Below are 20640 nucleotides of genomic sequence, written 5' to 3'. Positions count from 1 at the left end.
TCAGGTCCTTCGCTCAATCGCGCAATACTGTTAACATCCCGTTTCAAGCCGCAAACAAAGGACGCCGCCATGCCCAAACCAACGATCACCGAACGCGACAACGGCCCGCTGGTGGTCGAGGGCGTCACCTCCATGACCGATCACCGGGGCAATGCCATCGCCGTCAAGCCCGTCATGGCCCTATGCCGCTGCGGCAAATCCGCCAACAAGCCGTTCTGTGACGGGGCGCATAATGATGGGTTCGACGGGTCGCGCGAAGACGTGACGGGCCGCGACAAAATCTACACATACACCCATGACGGCACGACGGTGCATTTCTCCAAGCTGCTGTGCTCCCATGCGGGCGAATGCGTCCGCCGCTCGGTGGCCATGTTCAATCCAAAACGCCGCCCTTGGGTCATGCTGGAAAACGGCACCAAGGCGCAGATCGAAGAGATTGTGCAAGCCTGCCCCTCCGGCGCGCTGCGTATCTCTGAAGAGGGCAGCGAACCACACCACCTTTACGGTGACGGCGTCGAAATCCGGGTGGAAAAGAACGGCGCGTATTGGGTGAAAGAAGCCGATCTCGAAAACCCCAAACCCATGCAAGGCGCGACCGAGAAGAAATTCGTGCTCTGCCGCTGCGGCAGGTCGTCCAACAAGCCCTATTGCGACGGCACACATTACGAAGAGTCGTGGCGGGAGAACGACTAGCCCTATACAAGCCGCCCCAATGGGCCTAAGTGGGCCGCTTGCCATGCTCAGGACGCACCCAAAATGATCGAGACCATCGCCCGCGCGCTTGAAAAGCGCGAATACACGACCCTGACCCAAGTGCAGGTCGCCGTTACCGACGCCGCGCTTGAGGATAAGGACCTGCTGGTCTCGGCCCAAACCGGGTCTGGTAAAACCGTGGGCTTCGGGCTGGCCATCGCACCGACGCTTCTGGGCGAGGACGAAAAATTCGGCCGCGCCGCGTCGCCGTTGGCCTTGGTCGTGGCCCCCACCCGCGAACTGGCGTTGCAAGTGAAGCGCGAACTCGACTGGCTCTACGCTTTCGCTGGCGCCACCGTGGTATCCACCGTCGGCGGTATGGACATGCGCACCGAGAAACGCGCACTTGAACGTGGCGCGCATGTCGTTGTCGCAACGCCTGGTCGTTTGGTCGACCACATCAAACGCGGCTCGCTCGATATGTCCGATATCCGCGCCGTGGTGCTGGACGAGGCCGACGAGATGCTCGACCTTGGCTTCCGCGAGGACCTCGAATTCATCCTGGGCGAGGCCCCCGAAGATCGCCGCACGCTCATGTTCTCCGCCACCGTGCCGAAGATGATCGCCAAGCTGGCCGAAAGCTACCAAAAACCCGACGCGGTGCGCCTGCAAACGGCGGCTGAAAAGGCGCAGCATTCCGACATCGATTACCGCGCCATGCTGGTCGCGGGCAACGATCCCGAAAACGCTATCATCAACGTGCTGCGGTATTACGAGGCGCAAAACGCCATCGTCTTCTGCAACACCCGTGCGACTGTGAACCGCCTGACCGCCCGTTTTTCGAACCGGGGGTTCCAGGTTGTGGCGCTGTCCGGCGAGCTGTCCCAAAACGAACGCACCCACGCTTTGCAGGCCATGCGCGATGGTCGGGCGCGGGTTTGCGTAGCCACAGATGTGGCCGCGCGCGGCATCGACCTGCCAAACTTGGAATTGGTGATCCACGCCGAGCTGCCCAACAACGGCGAGACGCTGCTTCACCGCTCTGGGCGCACAGGGCGCGCCGGGCGAAAGGGCACCTCGGCCTTGATCGTGCCACAGCGGTTTTCGAAGAAGGCCGAACGCCTTTTGCAGTTTGCCAAGGTCCAAGCCGAATGGGGCGGCGCACCCACGGCGGACGAGGTGCTGGCCAAGGACGAAGAACGCATGTTCTCCGACCCCGTCTTCACGCAAGAGATCGCCGGAGACGAAACCGACTTCGTCACCAAGCTGGCTGCGACCTTCACGCCGGAACAAATCTCAGCCGCCTACCTGCGCCTCTACCGGTCCCGCCAAACAGCGCCCGAAGAACTGGCCGCGCCGGGCAAACGCGAGGACCGCAAGCCGCGTCAGGAATTCGGCCCCTCGCAATGGTACTCCATCTCCGTCGGACGCAATGACCGGGCGGAGCCCCGCTGGCTGCTGCCGATGCTCTGCCGGATGGGCGACATCTCCAAAGACGACATCGGTGCGATCCGCGTGCAGGAAACCGAGACCTTCGTGGAGATCAAACAATCCTCCGTCGACGGCTTTGTGAAAGCGCTTGGCCCCGACATGGCGTTAGAGGAAGGCGCAAAGCTGACCAAACTCGACAAGGTCCCCGAAATGTCCCGCCCGCCACGCTTCGACAAGGGCGGCAAGCCGGGTGGAAAACCGCGTTTCGACAAAGGCGGCAAAGGCGGACCAAAGGGCGGCATGGCCTCAAACCGCCGCAAACCGCTGGACAAGTTCGACGACGACCCACGCAAAGCGCCGAAGCCGAAGAAAGAGTGGAAGGACAAGAAGCCCAAACACGACCCTGAGGTCGTGGCGGATTTCAAACCCAAGGCCAAACCCGCCGACAATCCGCGCTACGACGACAAGCCTTCCGGTAAACCGTCCGGCAAGCCGAAGCCCAAATACGGCGACAAGCCGAAATACGACAGCAAACCGGGCGGTAAACCCAAGGGCAAGCCAGCGGGCAAACCCGACTACAAATCCGACAAACCGAAAAGCGGCAAGCCAAAGGGCCGTCCGGCGAATATGTCTGACCCCTCCCAATCCCTGCGCCCACGCGGCAAGGGCAAACCGTTCAAAGGCAAAGGTGGCGACGCCCGCCCAAAGCGCGGCGGGCCTAAGAAGTAGCGCAGCGCGAAACGTCTACACGTTGTCTATACGCGATCTATGCGCTTTCCAGACATCCGAAATCGCCCCCTTGCAGACTCGGCCAAGGGGGCGTATATCCCTCTCAACAGCGGCGCGCTGGTCTCCACCCCCAGCGCCCACCGGGAAACATCAACGGGCCGCGCGCCCGTTTTTTTGTACCGTAAGGAACCCATGTCCGACCTGATCGCCAAAGCCGCCATCGACCGCCGTCTGGCCGAGATCGCCCAGCCTGTCATTGAAGGCATGGGCTTTGAATTGGTGCGCGTGCGGTTGCTGACCGGCAAGCAAGATATCCTGCAGGTCATGGCCGAAAAACCCGAAGGCGGCATCGAGGTGGATGACCTTGGTGAAATCTCCACCGCGCTGTCGGCAGTGATGGATGTCGAGGATCCGATTGCCGGTGAATACAACCTCGAAGTGTCCAGCCCCGGAATTGACAGGCCTTTGACAAGGCTCAAGGATTTCGACATGTGGCAGGGCTACGAGGCGAAGCTGGAAACGGATGAACTCATCGACGGACGCCGCCGATTCAAGGGCGAATTGGCCGGCACCGATGGGGATGAAGTTCTTATTAATATTGAAGAAGGTACAGTTGGTCTCAAATTTGACTGGCTGACCGATGCGAAACTGGTGCTGACGGATGAGCTGATCCGCGACGTGCTGAAATCCCGCAAAGACGCGGGCGAAATTGACGAAACCCAATTCGACGAAGTGCAACAGATCGTTGAAGGCGAGGAGAACTCTTAAGATGGCAATCACATCCGCAAACCAGCTTGAGCTGCTGCAAACTGCAGAGGCCGTGGCCCGCGAGAAAATGATCGACCCGGAGCTGGTCGTTGAAGCGATGGAAGAATCCCTCGCCCGCGCCGCCAAGTCCCGCTACGGCGCCGAGCTGGACATCCGCGTTTCCATCGACCGCAAGACCGGCAAAGCCACCTTCACCCGCGTCCGCACCGTGGTTGCAGATGACGAGATCGAAAACGACCGCGCCGAGCTGAACGTCGAAGACGCCAAGGAATTCCTCGACGCGCCAGAGATTGGCGACACCATCGTTGACGAGGTTCCACCCGTTGAAATGGGCCGCATCGCCGCGCAATCGGCCAAGCAGGTTATCCTGCAAAAGGTCCGCGAAGCCGAGCGTGACCGCCAGTACGAAGAATTCAAAGACAAGGCCGGCACCATCATCAACGGCCTGGTCAAGCGCGAGGAATACGGCAACGTCATCGTCGACATTGGCCGTGGCGAAGCGATCCTGCGCCGCAACGAAAAGATCGGCCGCGAGGCGTACCGCCCCAACGACCGCATCCGCGTCTACATCAAAGACGTGCGCCGCGAGGTTCGTGGCCCGCAAATCTTCCTATCCCGCACCGACCCGCAATTCATGGCGGAGCTGTTCAAGATGGAAGTGCCGGAAATCTATGACGGCATCATCGATATCAAGGCCGTGGCCCGTGACCCGGGTTCGCGCGCTAAAATCGCTGTCATCAGCTACGACAATTCCATCGACCCCGTCGGTGCCTGCGTCGGTATGCGCGGCTCCCGCGTGCAGGCGGTTGTGAACGAGCTGCAAGGCGAGAAGATCGACATCATCCCGTGGAACGAAGACACGCCGACCTTCCTGGTGAACGCGCTTCAGCCCGCTGAGGTTAGCAAAGTTGTTCTCGACGAAGAAGCCGAGCGCATCGAAGTCGTCGTCCCCGAAGAGCAGCTGTCGCTGGCCATTGGTCGTCGTGGCCAAAACGTGCGCCTTGCGTCGCAACTGACCGGCCTCGACATCGACATCATGACCGAGGAAGAAGAATCCGCGCGTCGTCAGGCCGAGTTCGAAGAACGCACCAAGCTGTTCATGGCGACGCTCGATCTGGACGAATTCTTCGCCCAGCTTCTGGTCTCCGAAGGCTTCACCTCCCTTGAGGAAGTGGCTTATGTGGAAGTCGAAGAACTGCTAGTCATTGACGGCGTCGACGAAGACACCGCGTCGGAACTGCAGGCCCGTGCCCGCGACTATCTGGAAGCGCAAAACAAGAAGGCCCTCGATCACGCCCGCGAACTGGGTGCCGAAGACAGCCTTATTGGATTCGACGGCCTGACACCCCAAATGGTAGAAGCATTGGCAGAAGACGACGTGAAAACGTTGGAAGACTTTGCAACCTGCGCGGACTGGGAACTGGCCGGTGGCTGGACAACCGTCGGCGAGGAGCGCGTCAAAGACGATGGCGTTCTGGAGAAATTCGACATGTCGCTTGAGGAAGCGCAAACGCTGATCATGACCGCCCGTATCCAGCTTGGCTGGGTCGACCCGGCTGACCTCGTATCCGAGGAAGAAGAAGCCGAAGGCGAAACCGCTGAAGAAGGGGCTGAGGCCTGATTTCAGGTCTCAGAGTTCCGGCATGAGCCGCGGCGGACGGGAAAAAGATCAGGACGGACCGGAGCGGCGCTGCATCGCTACGGGAGAGGTGGGCGACCCCGCCCGCATGATCCGTTTCGTGGTTGGCCCCGAGGGCCAGGCGGTGCCCGATGTCAGGAATAAGTTACCTGGCCGGGGTATGTGGGTTTCAGCGACCAAAGACGCGCTGGAAACCGCGATCAAGAAGAAGGCGTTCTCCCGCTCCGCCAAGGAGCAGGTGAGCATCCCCGACGATCTGTTTGCGCAGGTCGACAAGATGCTCGCACGCCGGTTGGTCGATCTGATCTCGATGGCCCGCAAAGCGGGTCAGGCCGTAACCGGCTACGAAAAGGTAAAAGGCCTGCTAGAGACGGAACGCGCCCGTCTGCTGATACAGGCCTCCGACGGGTCGGAGCGGGGCAAATCGCGCCTGCGCTCGCCGGAAGGAAAAGACGTATTTATCGGCTGTTTGACCGCTCAGGAATTGGGTTTGGCATTCGGCCGCGAAAGTGTGATACATGGCGCCTTAACAGCAGGTGGACTCAGCAAACAAGTCAAAGCTGAGGGCATCCGGTTAAAGGGCGTCCGCGACAATGTCGGCGGAAAGAACTCCCGCCCGAAAGGAAAAGACGACGCATGAGCGATACAGACGGTAAAAAACCTCTCGGCCTGAAAGGCGCACGTCCCGGTCAGGTGAAGCAAAGCTTCAGCCACGGGCGCACCAAGAACGTGGTCGTGGAAACCAAACGCAAACGCGTTGTGGTGCCCAAGCCCGGTGCCGCAAACGCGCCTGCGCCAAACGCATCTCCGCGCGCGGGCGATCCGTCTAAGCGCCCTGCAGGCATTTCCGATGCGGAAATGGATCGCCGGATGAAGGCGCTGCAGGCCGCCAAGGAACAGGAAGCCGCAGACGCGGAACGCCGCGCCGCCGAGGAAAAAGAACAGGCCGAACGCCGCGAACGCCGCCGCGCCGAGGCTGAGGCCAAGGAACGCGAAGAGAAAGAGCGCGAAGACGCGCTTAAGGCAAAAGCCGAAGAAGACGCCCGCAAACTGCGTGAAGCCGAAGAAGCCAAAGCACCGAAGCCCGCCGCTGCGGCGGTCGCAGCACCGGGTGAACCCGCTGTGGCCCCATCCGGCCCACGCGGCGGCGGCAAAGCTGCGCCAACACCGGAACGCCGTGACCGTGACCGCGACAACAAGGGCGGCAAAGGCCGCGCTGATGATGGCCGCCGGTCGGGCAAACTGACCCTGAACCAGGCGCTGCGTGGCGGCGAAGGCGGGCGTCAGAAATCCATGGCCGCAATGAAGCGCAAGCAAGAACGTGCGCGTCAAAAAGCCATGGGTGGCTCGGTCGAGCGTGAAAAGGTGATCCGCGACGTGCAACTGCCCGAAGCCATTGTGGTGTCCGAGCTGGCAAACCGTATGTCCGAACGCGTCGCCGACGTTGTCAAAGCACTGATGACCAACGGCATGATGGTGACCCAAACGCAGACCATCGACGCCGACACCGCCGAGCTGATCATCGAAGAATTTGGCCACAAGGTGGTCCGTGTCTCTGACTCTGACGTCGAAGACGTGATCGCCCAGGTCGAAGACGACGACAAAGACCTGCAAGGTCGCCCGCCTGTCATCACCGTGATGGGCCACGTGGACCACGGCAAAACCTCCGTGCTTGACGCGATCCGCAATGCGCGTGTTGTGGCTGGCGAAGCCGGCGGCATCACGCAGCATATCGGCGCGTATCAGGTCGAACAAAACGGTCAGACGCTGACCTTCCTCGACACACCCGGCCACGCCGCATTCACCTCTATGCGGGCCCGTGGCGCGCAAGTGACCGACATCGTTGTTTTGGTGGTTGCCGCCGACGATGCCGTCATGCCGCAAACGATCGAGGCGATTGCCCACGCGAAAGCGGCCGAAGTGCCGATGATCGTCGCAATCAACAAGATCGACCTGCCTGCCGCAAACCCGGACAAAGTCCGCACCGACCTGCTGCAGCACGAAGTCATCGTCGAGAAGATGTCTGGTGAGGTTCAGGACGTCGAGGTGTCCGCCATTTCCGGCCAGGGCTTGGACGAGCTGTTGGAAGCGATCGCGCTGCAATCGGAGATCCTGGAACTCAAAGCCAACCCCGACCGCGCCGCCACCGGCGCCGTGATCGAGGCACAGCTTGATGTGGGCCGCGGTCCTGTCGCAACAGTGCTGGTGCAAACCGGTACGCTGAAGCAAGGCGACATCTTCGTTGTCGGCGAACAATGGGGCCGTGTGCGCGCCATGGAAAACGACCAGGGCAAGCGCGTCAAAGAAGCTGGTCCTTCGGTCCCTGTCGAGGTCTTGGGCCTCAACGGCACACCCGAAGCAGGCGACGTGCTGAACGTGGTCGACACTGAAGCGCAGGCGCGCGAAATCGCCGAATACCGCGAAAAAGCCGCCAAGGACAAACGCGCCGCCGCCGGTGCTGCCACCACGCTGGAACAGCTGATGGCCACCGCCAAGGCCGACGAAAATGTTTCGGAAATGCCCATCGTGGTCAAAGCCGACGTACAAGGCTCTGCCGAGGCGATCGTGCAAGCCATGGAAAAAATCGGCAATGATGAAGTCCGCGTCCGTGTCCTGCACTCCGGTGTTGGCGCGATCACGGAAAGCGATATCGGCCTGGCTGAGGCCTCCGGCGCGCCGGTCTTCGGCTTCAACGTTCGGGCCAATGCGCCTGCACGTAACTCCGCCAACCAGAAGGGTATCGAGATTCGCTACTACTCGGTCATCTACGATCTGGTTGACGATGTGAAACAGGCCGCGTCCGGCCTGCTCAGCGCCGAGATCAAGGAAACCTTCATCGGCTACGCCGCGATCAAGGAGGTCTTCAAAGTCACCGGCGTCGGTCGTGTTGCTGGTTGCCTTGTCACCGAAGGCGTCGCGCGTCGTTCCGCGGGCGTCCGCCTACTGCGCGACAATGTGGTGATCCACGAAGGCACCTTGAAAACCCTGAAACGCTTCAAAGACGAAGTGCCCGAGGTCATCTCCGGTCAGGAATGCGGCATGGCGTTCGAAAACTACGAGGACATCCGCCCCGACGATGTGATCGAAATCTTCACCCGCGAAGAAGTCGAACGGAACCTCACCTAAAACAAAGCCCCGCCCTTCAAACCGGCGGGGCTTTTTCGTTTCATCTTGGCAGAAATATGCTGGGGTTTGGGGCAAAGCCCCAAGTCTGCGCGACAGCGCAAAATATCATGCGCGGCGCAGCCGCTCCTTTAGATCACTTTGCGCCTCCCCCAAACCGTGCCTATATAACGCTAAGGCAAGAAGGAGAGCGGTAATGGCCAAAGAAGAATTCCCCGGCTGGCACGGCACCACCATCATCGGTGTGCGCAAAGGCGGCAAAGTGGTTATTGCGGGCGACGGTCAGGTCAGCCTCGGCCAAACCGTCATCAAAGGCACCGCCAAGAAGGTCCGCCGCCTGTCACCCGGAGGGATGGATGTGGTCGCGGGCTTTGCAGGATCCACGGCGGACGCTTTCACCCTTCTCGAACGGCTTGAGGCCAAGCTCGAGGCCACACCCGGCCAACTGGCCCGCGCCGCGGTCGAACTTGCCAAAGACTGGCGCATGGACAAATACCTCAAGAACCTTGAGGCGATGCTCATCGTCACTGACGGCAAGGACCTGTTCGTGATCACTGGCGCGGGCGACGTGCTGGAGCCTGAACATGACGTCGCCGCCATCGGCTCTGGCGGGAATTTCGCCCTCGCCGCCGCGCGTGCGCTCATGTCTTCCGACAAGGACGCAGAAACTGTGGCCCGCGACGCCATGGCCATTGCAGCCGATATTTGCGTCTACACCAACGGCAACCTGACGGTGGAAACCATCGATGGCTGAAGGTGTCACCCGCGACGATCTGCGCGCGGCCGTCGCCTCCGGCGTGATTGACGAAGCGCAGGCGGTATCGCTTCAAACCCTGTCCGACCAACGCATGGGCTACCGCGCCAACATGGTTGGCGATGATGAGCCGTTTGAGCTGTTCAAAGGCTTCGCGGAAATCTTCGTCACAGTTGGCCTCGCTCTGCTCATGGCAGGCTTTGTAGGGCTAACCGCGTTATTCGGCGACGTGGCGTTGCTCCCTGTGGTGATGATGGCGCTTGCTGTGGGTCTTGCGCTGTATTTCACAAAGCAACGTCGCATGACGCTTCCGTCGATTGCGCTTTGCATCGCGTTCGGTCGGGGCCTCATGGTCCTTGTTGGTGTGGTTATTCCCGAAAGCGACAACGGTGCGCTCTACATGGGGGTGGCCGGGATGTTTGCAATAGCCCTTTACTACCGGGTGTTTCGGCTTCCATTCGCCATGTTCGTCTTTGGCGTCTTCGGCCTGATGGCCATCACGGGCGTCGTCAATATCTTTGAGCCCCCACAGCCCGTGACCTATAGGTCAACCAATACGCTGCTCGATTGGCTTGGGATCACGCGGTACTTTGACCTGCAGAATAGCCCATTCATGGCTGTCGGAACGCTGATCTTCGGCACGCTCGCCTTCATCGCCGCACTCTACTTCGATACCAAGGACCCGCACCGTGTCAGCCGCTACGCGTCAACCGCATTCTGGCTCCACATCCTCGCCGCCCCAGCGCTCGTCAATACGTTGGTGATGTCCAACTATACGATGGGCGGCATAGGCACAGTCATCGCAATCATCGTTCTGACCCTCTTCACCCTACTCGCCGTCATCATCGACCGCCGCAGCTTCCTGACCGCTGGGCTGATCTACATGGGGCTCCTGATTGCGCAGGCCATCGGGGACACCGGCACCGATTGGGCACCTGTCATAACAACTTTGGTTCTTGGGGTGTTTGTCACCGCGCTCGGCGCGTTCTGGACGCAGGCGCGCGCCGCGATTATGGGCGCGCTGCCTGACTTTCCGGGCAAAGACCGCCTGCCACCCTACGCGGCGGGGCTGGCGGTCTCCGAATAGCTTAGTTCAGTTTGGCGACGCCCAAAGGCACGTTGAACTTTTCGCACCAGACCCAAACCTCGTTGTAGTCGTCGGGGTTGACGCCGGCAGGAATGGTGTAGCTGGATGCACCCTTGTTGGACTTCAAAAGGCCCATCAGCGTCTTGGGATCATACCCGTCCTTGCCCAGCGCAATCTTCGGATCAGGCGCGCCATCGAAGGTAAAGTCACCCAGCAGGTTCACTTTGCCGTCGGCAATCTCGGCCGTGCCTGTGGTGATGTGGTTGCTTGCGCCTTTGAATTTGCCCAGGCGACCATGGCCACCGGCGAAAGCGGCTGGCGCAGCGGCCAATGCGGAAAGGGCTGCAAAGCCCTGAAGTACGGTGCGGCGGGTGGTCATGCGGAATCTCCTTAGCTCTCGCGTCAATTGGGGGGAGTATTGAGCATTTTCAACCGCCCCGCATAGCCCCTTACACGGAAACGTCATAGCCGGTGAGCGCAAGGCTTGTGTTTCCCCCGCCAACCCATAAGTCTAGGTCAACTTGAGTTAACGAAAGACCTGATCTGTGACAGACCTGACCCCGCGCGAAATCGTCTCTGAATTGGACCGTTTCATCATCGGCCAGAAAGACGCCAAACGCGCCGTTGCCGTGGCGCTCCGCAACCGGTGGCGGCGCAAACAGCTGGGCGATGACCTGCGCGATGAGGTCTACCCCAAGAACATCCTGATGATCGGGCCCACGGGCGTCGGCAAAACCGAAATTTCCCGCCGTCTGGCCAAACTCGCCCGCGCGCCGTTCCTGAAGGTCGAGGCCACCAAATTCACCGAGGTCGGATATGTCGGCCGCGACGTGGAACAGATCATCCGCGATCTGGTGGACGCCGCCATCGTGATGACCCGCGAACACATGCGCGAGGACGTGAAATCGACGGCGCACGAGGCTGCAGAGACCCGCGTGATCGAAGCCCTCGCCGGCGAAGGCGCCCGTGAACAAACGCGCGACATGTTCCGCAAGAAGCTGCGCGACGGCCTGCTGGACGACAAAGAGATCGAGCTGGAATTGGCCGACACCTCCAACCCCTTCGGCGCAATGGAAATCCCCGGCCAGCCCAATATGGGCGGCGGCGGGATGATGAACCTGGGCGAGATTTTTGGTAAAATGGGTGGCCGCACCAAGAAGGTGAAGACCACTGTCAAAGAAAGCTACGGCCTGCTGATCGCCGATGAGGCAGACAAGCTGCTGGACGACGAAAAGGTGAAGCTTGCCGCAATTGAGGCCGTTGAGCAAAACGGGATCGTGTTCCTCGATGAGATCGACAAGGTCTGCGCCCGCACCGATGCCAAGGGCGGCGATGTCTCGCGTGAGGGGGTGCAGCGCGATCTGCTGCCTCTGATCGAGGGAACGACGGTGTCCACGAAACACGGCCCTGTCAAAACCGACCACGTGCTGTTCATCGCCTCCGGCGCGTTTCATATCGCCAAGCCGTCCGACCTGCTGCCGGAACTACAGGGCCGCCTGCCAATCCGGGTGGAACTCAGAGCGCTGACGGAGGACGATTTTGTGCGCATCCTGACGGAGACAGACAACGCGCTGACGCTGCAATACACCGCCCTGATGAAGACGGAGGAGGTCGTGGTCTCCTTCACCCCCGACGGGATCAAGGCGCTTGCCAAGATCGCGGCGGAGGTCAACCAATCCGTGGAAAACATCGGGGCGCGCAGGCTCTACACTGTGATCGAGCGTGTCTTCGAGGAACTGTCCTTCACAGCCCCCGACCGCGCGGGGGAAGAGATTGTGGTCGACGCCAAGTTTGTCGAAACCAATCTGGGCGAGCTTAGCCGATCAGCTGACGTCAGCCGCTACGTTTTGTAGAAGCTCCCACGCGGAAAAACGGCGCTATCGGGCCCTGGATGGGTGAGCTATAGCGGATGGATGGGCACGCTTCAGTTCATCCGCGACAACCTCAAATTCCTGTCAGCGGGCTTCCTGCTGACCTTCGCATCCTGTTTTGGTCAAACCTTCTTCATCTCGATCTTCGCAGGCGAGATCATGGCGGAGTTTGACCTGACCCACGGGCGTTGGGGCGCGATCTATATGGTGGGCACGCTGGCCTCCGCCGCCGTGATGGTCTGGGCGGGCGCGTTGACCGACCGCTTCCGCGTGCGCCGTCTAGGCGGCATTGTGTTGGGCGGCATGGTCGCGGCCTGTGCATTCATGTCCATCAACAACTCGGTCTGGCTGCTGCCATTGGCCGTATTTGCGTTGCGGTTGATGGGTCAGGGCATGCTGTCGCATCTGGCGGCGGTGTCTATGGCGCGCTGGTACGTCGCGGCGCGGGGCCGCGCCTTGGCGATTGCGTCTTTCGGCTATCTGGTTGGGGAGGCGCTGCTGCCGCTTATCTTCGTCTCCGCGCTGGGGTTCATCGGCTGGCGCTGGTCGTGGGGCATCTCTGCCATGGCGGCTTTGGCGCTGCTGCCGATCATGCTGATGCTGCTGAAAGCCGAACGCACGCCGCAAGCCGTGGCGGAAGAAAACCAAGCAGTCGGCCTAGGCGGCAAACACTGGACCCGAAACGAGGTGCTGCGCCATTGGCTGTTCTGGCTGCTGGTCCCGTTGCTCATAGGCCCGTCCACATTCGGCACCGCGTTCTTCTTCCACCAGGTGCATCTGGCCGAGGTCAAAGGCTGGACGCATCTGCAAATGGTTAGCCTGTTCCCCGTCTACACGGTGACCTCCACCATCATTTCTGTTATCGCAGGCTTCGCCATCGACCGCTTCGGCGCGGGCCGCGTGTTGCCGGTCCTGCTGATCCCCGTGGCGGTCGGGTTCTTCATCTTCTCCGCCACCGCGACGATGCTGGGGGCTGTTATCGGAGTGGTCCTGTTCGGCGTTTCCAGCGGCATGAACGCCACCGCGCCCTCCGCCTTCTGGGCCGAGTATTTCGGCACGCGCAACCTTGGGTCCATCAAAGCCATGGCCACCGCCGTGATGGTGCTGGGGTCCGCCATCGGGCCGGGGCTGACGGGTTGGGTGATTGACGCAGGGATGAACTATTCCGACCAGATGGCGTGGGTGTCTTTGTATTTTTTGATTGCGGCGGGGATGACGTTTGTGGGGATTTGGAAGGCGGAACGCGGGTTGGTTAGGATTTGACGAGACGCAGGGGACGGATTGTAAATTTCTTGTGAGTTGGCTGAATACAGCAGTCTATTCCGTTTTCCTGAAGAACTTCACGCTATCCTCAAGTTGTTTTGCTGGCCACTTCGTGAAGGGAAGCCCTATTCCCGCAAGGAAGTCAAAGTACCCAAACGCAACTAGAAGACATGAAAGATGCCAGCTAAGTAGGAGTGGAATACCTACGAAGACCGCTAATATCAGTCCAATGAGCAAGAATATTGAAGCTGATTCAGTCGCCTCAAAAGCTAAAAAAATTGCAGCAATACCGACTAAAGCCGTCAATTGATAAACTGGAAATACAAAAAATATATAGCTTAGGCGGCTTTGATCAAAGGATCGTATCAGCGCTCGGTTGATCGATTTTGAAAAGCGTATGAGAAACATAGTAACTCAATACCAACAAACTGGAAGGCAATTACAGCAAGTTTAATTGTAGCTTCAATGCGCTGATTGGCTCGGAATCAAGCCGAAGCTGGCTCGGCTTAAGTTTGTCTCACCGCCTCCGCCTCAAATACACATACAACGCACCACTCCCGCCGTAGTTTTGGTTGGCTTGGTTGGTCTGCAAAATCCCGTTCAATTCTGGCTGTTTAGTTTGATTGCCATGTATTTCGAATGCAGCTTAGCCGCTTCCAGAAGTGGTAGCCCAAAGGAAAGGTCAATCTGTGTATTGGCCGCGAAAGCTCGCTTTAGCGCTGCAGTATTTTCGCTCTCAATCAACTTATCGATCTGATGAAGAGCATCCGCGAGGTTCGGCAAATAGAAATGTGTGACGACACCCTCGATTACTCCTGTCTCATCAGGCCCGAAATCATCGAAGACATCTTCGTCGTAAGAAAGAATGTAGTCCTTTAGGGCGTCCAAACTGCGCCTCCTGCTAACATGACTTATCGCTTCCGCCGCAAATACACATACAGCGCCCCTGACCCGCCGTGGTTTTGGCTGGCTTGGTTGGTCTGCAAGATCACCGCATTCAGCGGGGCCTGACGCAGCCACTGGGGGACCGCGTGCTTTAGGATGCCAGTGCGCACGGGGATGGGGCCTCCGTCGTCGCGCACCTTCCCCTTCCCCGTGACCACCAAAACCAAACGTTTGCCAGCCGCATGCGCGTTCAGGATGGTGGAGACCAAGGCGGGGTGCGCCTGTTCCTGCGTCATGCCGTGCAGGTCGATTGTCGCGTCCGGGCTGATCTTGCCGCGCTTCATTTTGCCAAATGCCTTCTTGTCCATCGCAACCGGCGTTTGCGGCGCGGGCACTGCGGTTTGCGTGGGCTTCGCTTTCTGACCGATCTGGAATTTCTGCAGTTTCGTCGGAACGGTTTTTGGCGCCGGTACTGTGACGGGCTTGTCAACGAACAGCGTCTGGGAGGTGCGGATGGGGACGGCGGTCTCGGTCACGCGGGACCAGAGCTCTTTTTCGTCGGGGTTCAGCCCCCGGGGTTTGCGGCGCGACATGGGTTAGCCACCCGGCGCCAAGACGTAAGCGGTCTGGATCGGCATCAGCACCACAAGACGGCCTTTGTCCTTGATGGTGCCCGCGGCCGCACCAGCCTGCGCCCCGGTGCCATAATAGATATCGGCCCGCTGCGCCCCCTTGATGGCAGAGCCGGTGTCTTGTGCGATCATCAAACGTTTCAGCGGGTCGCGCCCTGCCTTTTCAATCCAGACCGGCGCGCCAAGTTTGGTGAACGCTGGGTCCACCGCAATGGACCGCATCGGCGTGATGGACCTGTTCATTGCACCGAGCGGCCCTTTGTCGGCGGGCACTTCCGAGACCTCCCGGAAAAACACGAAGCTGTCGTTGTGTTGCAGCAGCTGTCGGCCCTCGATGGGGTTGTTGCGCACCCATTGTTTGATGCGCTGGGCAGAAACCTGATGCGCGTCGTAGACGCCACGTCTGACCAGCTCCTTCCCGATCGAGCTGTAATTGCGCCCATTCTTGCCGCCGTAGCCCACGCGGATGGCCCCGCCTTCCTCCAACGCGACACGGCCGGATCCCTGCACCTGCAGGAAGAACACATCAACCGGGTCGTTGATATAGACAATCTCAAGGCCGCGCCCGTTCAGAAGGCCCTGATCCTCGATCTCCTCGCGGGTGAACCACGAGGTTCCGGGCCGGATTTCGGGCGGCTTGCGGTAGAGCGGGTATTGGTACTGCCCACCCCGAAAGCGGGAGCCTTTCAGCTCCGGCTCGTAATAGCCGGTGAACAGCGCGGGCTGCTCGCCATTGATGACCACGGGGCGGAAGAACAGTTCGAAAAAGGTGCGGGCGTTGGGCTGGCTGGTGGCAAGCGCGCAAAGCGAGCCCCACTCGGGGTCGTCAATGTCGGCGCAGGTTTCAAGGAACACGTCAAGCGCTGCCTGGTGGTCATCCTCCGCCCAGCCATCCAGCTGGTCGAAGGTCAATATTTCGTAAGTGGGCGCTGCGGGGGCGGGGTCAGACATAAGCGCCCCGATGGCGAAAGCCGCTGCCCATCTGAGCCCCCTCATCCGCGCCTATTCGCCTGTGGCGACAAGCTGCCAGTTGGGGTTGTCGGAGCCCATGATCCGCTCGAACGTCCAGATGTCTTTCTGGCGCTTCACCTCGTTGAGGTTACCCTCGACAATGTCGCCAGCGCTGTCGCGCACCACCGATGTCAGCTCACCCACGAAGCGGATCTTCAGCTCGCCCTCTTTGGTGTCTTCGTTGAAATCGGCGTCCAGCAGGGACATTTCGCGCACGCCCACGAAGTTGGCGTCAACCGACAGCCCCTCTTTTTCGCGCAGGTCGATCACCTCCTGGAAGGTGTCGAACACGTCCTTGGACAGGAACGGCGCGATATCGTCGATGTCGCCATTTTCAAACGCCATCAGGATCATTTCATACGCGCCTTTGGCGCCACCAAGGAAATCGCCGACGTTGAAAGACGGCTCGGCCGCTTTCATCTTGCCAAGCGCGTCCGCGGCAGAGCTGTCTTCCGGCACGTGGTCGGTAATGTCACGGTCGGGGCCGCCGTCGATGACTTCAAACCCGGCGCGCGCTTGCGAGGCGGTGTCTTTTTGACCGGGCATCGGCAATGGCGGCTTCTCAAAGCCTTCTCGCGTGCCAAGCACATTCTTAAGTCGCAGGATAAGGAAGACCGCGATACCGGCCAAAACAAGGAGTTCGATCATATTGCCGCTCATTAATACCTCTGTAGGGGGGGTGCGGAATGGAATTTCGTCTGTTGTGTCCTTATGTAGGTGCAAGGGGGGCACAAGTCCACCTGAGTACAACGATAACCGGAGGTTCGCGGCCATGTGGCTGTTTCTGCTCTTTGTCACCATCCCGATCATCGAGATCGCGCTGTTCATTCAGGTCGGCGGATGGTTGGGGCTGTGGCCCACATTGGGGATCGTCGTTTTGACCGCAATCATGGGGACATGGCTGGTGCGCGCGCAGGGGTTGCAGGCGATGTCCAACATAAAGAGCAACCTTAACGATCTGCGTGACCCAACGGAAAGCCTGGCCCATGGCGCGATGATCCTCGCCTCCGGCCTGCTGCTGCTGACACCCGGCTTTTTCACCGATGCCGTTGGCTTTGCGCTGCTGGTGCCGCCGATCCGGCTGGCGCTGTTCCATGCCATCCGCTCGCGCGTCAAGGTTCAAAGCTTTGTGAACGCAGGTCCGCCCCCGCAGCACAGCCCTGGCGGCGATGTGATCGACGGGGATTTTGTTGATCTGGATGACGGGCCAACCCACGCCCCGAAGGGTCCGCCGTCAGGTTGGACTCGCCATTGAGGCCCACCCCCTGACCTGCTATGCGGGGCTGGACGAATTTTGACGCTTTAGGAGAGACCCGTAATGGCCGAAGAAAACGGCGCCGCCGCCGCGCAGCCAACCCCACCAAAGATGCAGGTGGTGGCTCAGTTCATCAAGGATATGAGCTTTGAAAACATCGCCGCCCAAAAGGGCCTCGGCGAAGGCGACAACACGCCTGACATTCAGGTTCAGGTCAATCTCGACGCTAAAAAGCGGGCGCAGGACAATCAGTACGACATCACGGTCAAGCTGGAAGTGAGCGCAAAGACCAAGGAAGGCGGCAAGCCGATCTTCCTGATGGAGCTGGAATATACGGGTGTCTTCCTTGTAGAGAACGTGCCGGATGATCAATTGCACCCGTTCCTGCTGATCGAATGCCCGCGCATGTTGTTCCCGTTCATCCGCCGCATCGTTTCTGATGTGACCCGCGATGGTGGCTTCCCGCCGCTTAACCTGGAAAACATCGACTTCCTGGCGCTCTACCGCAATGAGCTTGCCCGCCGTGCGGCCGCCGAAAATACGGCTCCGGCCGGCACTGCCTAGGCACTAGATCCATCACAGTAAAAAGCCGCGCCATATCCGGTGCGGCTTTTTGGTTTCATCTTGGTAAAAATATGCCGGGGTGCGGGGCAGAGCCCCGCGGATCGACACGCGTAGCGTGGCGAAAAACCTGTGCTAGTTGAAATTCTTCCACATTGGCGCATCACCCAGTTGGCCAAGAAACTCCGCATGCGCGGCGCGTTCCGCATCGGTGATCTTTGATCCCAATGGCGCGGGCCTTGGTTGCGGCCGCCAACTGTCGCCGCCGGCTTCCACGCTTTGCTCACCCGATGACGCCAGACCAAAATCAGGTTGCCGTCCGCCGATCAACTCCAGATACACCTCGGCCAGAATTTCGCTGTCCAACAGCGCGCCGTGTTTGTCGCGGGCGGAGTTGTCGATGCCAAACCGGCGGCACAGCGCGTCCAAAGACGCGGGCGAGCCGGGGAAGTTTTTGCGCGCGATTGCCAGCGTGTCCAAGGCTTGGTCGTTTGGCAGTAGCGGCTTGTTGCACCAGCCCAGCTCGGCGTTGAGGAATTTCATGTCAAACGCGGCGTTGTGAATGACCAGCTTGGCGTCTCCTACAAAATCCAGAAACGCTTGCGCGATGTCTTCAAAGACCGGCTTGTCTTTCAGGTTGACCTGCCCCGGCCCGGCGGGCTGCGGCGGAACCAGCAGATCGGGGCCGATGCCGTGAATTTCAAATGCGCCTGCGGGCATGTCGCGGCGGGGGTTGATGTATTGGTGATAAACTCGGCCCGTGGGCATGTGGCCCTGCAGCTCGACCGCGCCAATCTCGACAATGCGGTCTCCCTCGGCCGGTTCAAATCCCGTGGTCTCAGTGTCGAGTACAATCTCACGCATGGTCTGCCCTCAGCTGCTCGACCAAAGCTTGCACCTGCGCCGCCACGCCGTCCAGCGTTTCGGTGTCGATGACGGTGTCGGCTTGCGCCCGTTTCTCGGCATCCGGCGTTTGCTTGCGCATGATCATGTTGAAGGTCGGCTCGTCCATGGTGCCGCGCGCCAGCACGCGGGCGCGCTGGTTCTCGGGCGTGGTGGAAACGACAACCACATGGTCCACCTTCTTATGCGCGCCGGTTTCAAACAGAAGGGGTACGTCGAAAACGATCATTTCCGCGTCTTGATGTGCCGCGGCGAAATCGCGGCGGTCCTGTTTGACCAAAGGGTGCACGATGCCTTCGATTTCCAGCAACAAATTGGGGGAGGACGCAATTGCGTCTTTCAGCGCGGGCTTGCTGATCGCGCCGTCGACCATGGCGGTAGGTACCAACGCACCCAACGGGTGCACCGCCGCCCCGCCTTTGGAATAGAGCCGCCCGACAGCCGCGTCCGCATCCCAGACCGGAAAGCCATGATCTGCGAACATCTTGGCGGTCGTGGATTTGCCCATGCCGATGGAGCCGGTCAGCCCGATAAGAATTGGTCCCTTGATCACCTGAGCATCACCTGCCTTAAGTCTTCATCCACATCCGGCGTCATGCCGAACCAGCGTTCAAACCCCGGCACCGCCTGATGCAGCAACATGCCTAACCCATCCACGATCGGGCAGCCTCTTTCATGGGCCGTAGCCAGCAGGTTGGTCGTCAGCGGGGTGTAAACAATGTCGGTCACTAGCGTTGACGCCCGCAACCCGTCGAGCGGTAACTTCAGCTCTTCCTTGCCCGCCATCCCCAGCGAGGTAGTGTTGATCAGCGTCGCGGCCTCCTCCATGCGTTGGGGGACGTTGTTCCAGTCGATCACCTCGATCTTGCCGCCGAAATGTGCCTTCAGCGCGTCGGCCCGCGCGCGGGTGCGGTTGGCCAGCAGGATGGCAGGCACCCGTTCATGCAGCAGCGCCGCGACAATGGCGCGGGACGCACCGCCCGCGCCCAACACCATGGCCGGACCTGCGGCCGGGTCCCAATCGGGCGCGTTATGTTTCAGGTTGGCAATGAAGCCGATCCCGTCAGTGTTGTCCGCATGCAGCTTGCCGTCGCTCTGAAACGTCAGCGTGTTGGCCGCCCCGATCAGCGCCGCGCGGTCAGAGATTACGTCGGCAATATCCAGCACCGCCTCCTTATGGGGGATCGTCACGTTCACCCCGCGAAACCCCGCCTTGGGCAGGATGTTCAGCACATGGGCCAGATCGTTGCTGGCCACTTCCATGGGGATGTAATGCCCGGGGATGCCGTACCGTTTCAACCAATGGCCATGCAGCCGCGGGGATTTGGAATGCGCGATCGGGTGGCCGATGACGCCTGCGAGGGGAATGGAGGGGATACTCATCCGTCTATCGCGCCTTTCAGGGACAGGAAGTTCAGCACATCCAATAGCGGAATTCCCAAGACGGTGAAATAATCGCCTGTCACTTGGGCGAACAGCCGCGCACCCTCGGCCTCCAGCTGGTAGCCGCCGACGCAATACCTGATCTCGTCCCAGTTGCGGGTAACGTAGTCCTGCAGGTAGCTGTCCGAGAAATTTCGCATGATCAGCTTGGCCTCTTTCACCGCGCGCCAGACAGGTTTGCCGTCTTCAAAGATGACCGCCGCCGAGAACAGCGAATGCTGGGTCCCGCGCAGGGATTGCAGTTGGGCTATCGCGTCCTCGAGCGTTAGGGGTTTGTTAAGCAAGCTGCCCTTAAGCTCAAGAACCTGATCGCAACCGATCACAAAGGCACCGGGGTTTTTGGCGGCAACTTTCAAAGCCTTGAATTCCGCCAAGGCGTCGGCAATGTCGCGCGGCTTGGCTTGTTCGGCCAACAGGCTGGCGGTGATGGTGTCTTCGTCCACGCGGGCGGTTTGCACGTCGAAGCGAACGCCCGCATTCGCCAGCAACTGGCGGCGGATGTCGGAGCCGGAGGCGAGGATGATGGGCTTGGACATGTGCATAACTCTGAGGGCAACCTCAGGGATAGTTGCTGCGTTCAGCGCGGTTTATC

General features: G+C 60.2%; 21 protein-coding genes. 12 read left to right on the top strand and 9 right to left on the bottom strand.

Features of this window, described 5'->3' with window-relative positions; translation table 11 throughout:
• The first annotated feature begins 69 nt into the window (after window positions 1-69).
• The 8 genes from Q0899_RS13625 to Q0899_RS13590 all read left to right on the top strand — a co-directional run bounded on the left by Q0899_RS13625 (window position 70) and on the right by Q0899_RS13590 (window position 10224).
• Window positions 70-693, top strand: coding sequence for a CDGSH iron-sulfur domain-containing protein (locus Q0899_RS13625; RefSeq protein ID WP_298361064.1), 624 nt, complete (start codon window positions 70-72; stop codon window positions 691-693).
• Between the two features lie 63 nt (window positions 694-756).
• Window positions 757-2853, top strand: a complete 2097-nt coding sequence (locus tag Q0899_RS13620) for a DEAD/DEAH box helicase (RefSeq protein WP_299193461.1) — start codon at window positions 757-759, stop codon at window positions 2851-2853.
• Between the two features lie 192 nt (window positions 2854-3045).
• Window positions 3046-3621, top strand: coding sequence for a ribosome maturation factor RimP (gene rimP, locus Q0899_RS13615; protein WP_299193459.1), 576 nt, complete (start codon window positions 3046-3048; stop codon window positions 3619-3621).
• Between the two features lies 1 nt (window position 3622).
• The gene (gene nusA, locus Q0899_RS13610) at window positions 3623-5242 is read left to right on the top strand and encodes a transcription termination factor NusA (RefSeq protein ID WP_298294834.1); all 1620 of its coding nucleotides are present in this window, start codon (window positions 3623-3625) and stop codon (window positions 5240-5242) included.
• Window positions 5243-5264: 22 nt separating this feature from the next.
• Window positions 5265-5900, top strand: a complete 636-nt coding sequence (locus Q0899_RS13605; RefSeq protein WP_298294832.1) for an RNA-binding protein — start codon at window positions 5265-5267, stop codon at window positions 5898-5900.
• Window positions 5897-8386 (top strand): translation initiation factor IF-2, encoded by a 2490-nt coding sequence (infB, locus tag Q0899_RS13600; RefSeq protein ID WP_299193456.1) that lies wholly within the window; start codon window positions 5897-5899, stop codon window positions 8384-8386. The genes Q0899_RS13605 and infB overlap by 4 nt, the downstream gene beginning before the upstream one ends.
• Before the next feature lie 193 nt (window positions 8387-8579).
• Window positions 8580-9137 carry an ATP-dependent protease subunit HslV gene (hslV, locus tag Q0899_RS13595; protein WP_299193455.1) on the top strand — a complete coding sequence of 186 codons (558 nt, stop codon included), beginning with the start codon at window positions 8580-8582 and terminating at the stop codon, window positions 9135-9137.
• The gene (locus Q0899_RS13590) at window positions 9130-10224 is read left to right on the top strand and encodes a hypothetical protein (protein WP_299193453.1); all 1095 of its coding nucleotides are present in this window, start codon (window positions 9130-9132) and stop codon (window positions 10222-10224) included. The genes hslV and Q0899_RS13590 overlap by 8 nt, the downstream gene beginning before the upstream one ends.
• 1 nt (window position 10225) lies before the next feature.
• Here the strand turns inward: Q0899_RS13590 and Q0899_RS13585 are convergent, their stop codons facing one another.
• Entirely contained in the window at window positions 10226-10603 is a 378-nt protein-coding gene (locus Q0899_RS13585) for a DM13 domain-containing protein (protein WP_299193451.1), read from the bottom strand.
• Between the two features lie 166 nt (window positions 10604-10769).
• Between Q0899_RS13585 and hslU the strand changes: the two genes are divergently transcribed.
• Window positions 10770-12077 carry an ATP-dependent protease ATPase subunit HslU gene (gene hslU / locus Q0899_RS13580; protein WP_298294821.1) on the top strand — a complete coding sequence of 436 codons (1308 nt, stop codon included), beginning with the start codon at window positions 10770-10772 and terminating at the stop codon, window positions 12075-12077.
• Window positions 12078-12119: 42 nt separating this feature from the next.
• Window positions 12120-13358: a nitrate/nitrite transporter gene (locus Q0899_RS13575; protein ID WP_299193448.1), complete on the top strand. Its 1239-nt coding sequence runs from the start codon at window positions 12120-12122 to the stop codon at window positions 13356-13358.
• Between the two features lie 600 nt (window positions 13359-13958).
• On the opposite strand, the gene Q0899_RS13570 is transcribed toward Q0899_RS13575, so the two are convergent.
• Genes Q0899_RS13570 through Q0899_RS13555 form a run of 4 tightly spaced genes read right to left on the bottom strand, consistent with a single transcriptional unit; the run spans window position 13959 to window position 16546 of the window.
• Entirely contained in the window at window positions 13959-14246 is a 288-nt protein-coding gene (locus Q0899_RS13570; protein WP_299193446.1) for a hypothetical protein, read from the bottom strand.
• A 23-nt stretch (window positions 14247-14269) separates the two neighbouring features.
• Window positions 14270-14836: a Smr/MutS family protein gene (locus Q0899_RS13565; protein WP_299193444.1), complete on the bottom strand. Its 567-nt coding sequence runs from the start codon at window positions 14834-14836 to the stop codon at window positions 14270-14272.
• A 3-nt stretch (window positions 14837-14839) separates the two neighbouring features.
• Window positions 14840-15826, bottom strand: a complete 987-nt coding sequence (locus tag Q0899_RS13560) for a murein transglycosylase A (RefSeq protein ID WP_298295944.1) — start codon at window positions 15824-15826, stop codon at window positions 14840-14842.
• Window positions 15827-15877: 51 nt separating this feature from the next.
• The gene (locus Q0899_RS13555) at window positions 15878-16546 is read right to left on the bottom strand and encodes a Tim44/TimA family putative adaptor protein (protein WP_298294814.1); all 669 of its coding nucleotides are present in this window, start codon (window positions 16544-16546) and stop codon (window positions 15878-15880) included.
• 112 nt (window positions 16547-16658) lie between these two features.
• Between Q0899_RS13555 and Q0899_RS13550 the strand changes: the two genes are divergently transcribed.
• Both Q0899_RS13550 and secB read left to right on the top strand, forming a co-directional pair.
• Window positions 16659-17141 carry an FxsA family protein gene (locus tag Q0899_RS13550; RefSeq protein WP_298361044.1) on the top strand — a complete coding sequence of 161 codons (483 nt, stop codon included), beginning with the start codon at window positions 16659-16661 and terminating at the stop codon, window positions 17139-17141.
• A 63-nt stretch (window positions 17142-17204) separates the two neighbouring features.
• Window positions 17205-17705, top strand: a complete 501-nt coding sequence (gene secB / locus Q0899_RS13545; RefSeq protein WP_298361042.1) for a protein-export chaperone SecB — start codon at window positions 17205-17207, stop codon at window positions 17703-17705.
• Window positions 17706-17837: 132 nt separating this feature from the next.
• Here the strand turns inward: secB and dnaQ are convergent, their stop codons facing one another.
• Genes dnaQ through Q0899_RS13525 form a run of 4 tightly spaced genes read right to left on the bottom strand, consistent with a single transcriptional unit; the run spans window position 17838 to window position 20584 of the window.
• Window positions 17838-18566, bottom strand: coding sequence for a DNA polymerase III subunit epsilon (dnaQ, locus tag Q0899_RS13540; RefSeq protein WP_298361040.1), 729 nt, complete (start codon window positions 18564-18566; stop codon window positions 17838-17840).
• Window positions 18559-19158: a dephospho-CoA kinase gene (coaE, locus tag Q0899_RS13535; protein WP_299193440.1), complete on the bottom strand. Its 600-nt coding sequence runs from the start codon at window positions 19156-19158 to the stop codon at window positions 18559-18561. The genes dnaQ and coaE overlap by 8 nt, the downstream gene beginning before the upstream one ends.
• Entirely contained in the window at window positions 19155-19988 is an 834-nt protein-coding gene (locus tag Q0899_RS13530; RefSeq protein WP_299193438.1) for a shikimate dehydrogenase, read from the bottom strand. The genes coaE and Q0899_RS13530 overlap by 4 nt, the downstream gene beginning before the upstream one ends.
• Complete coding sequence (locus tag Q0899_RS13525; protein WP_298361034.1) at window positions 19985-20584, bottom strand: Maf family protein; 600 nt, start codon at window positions 20582-20584, stop codon at window positions 19985-19987. Before Q0899_RS13525 ends, Q0899_RS13530 begins: the two co-directional genes overlap by 4 nt.
• Window positions 20585-20640: the final 56 nt, after the last annotated feature.

Origin of the sequence: uncultured Litoreibacter sp. (assembly GCF_947501785.1) — a bacterium.
Lineage (GTDB): Bacteria > Pseudomonadota > Alphaproteobacteria > Rhodobacterales > Rhodobacteraceae > Litoreibacter.
The sequence above is the reverse complement of the archived record's forward strand: the minus strand, read 5'-3'. Positions and strand labels throughout refer to the sequence as shown.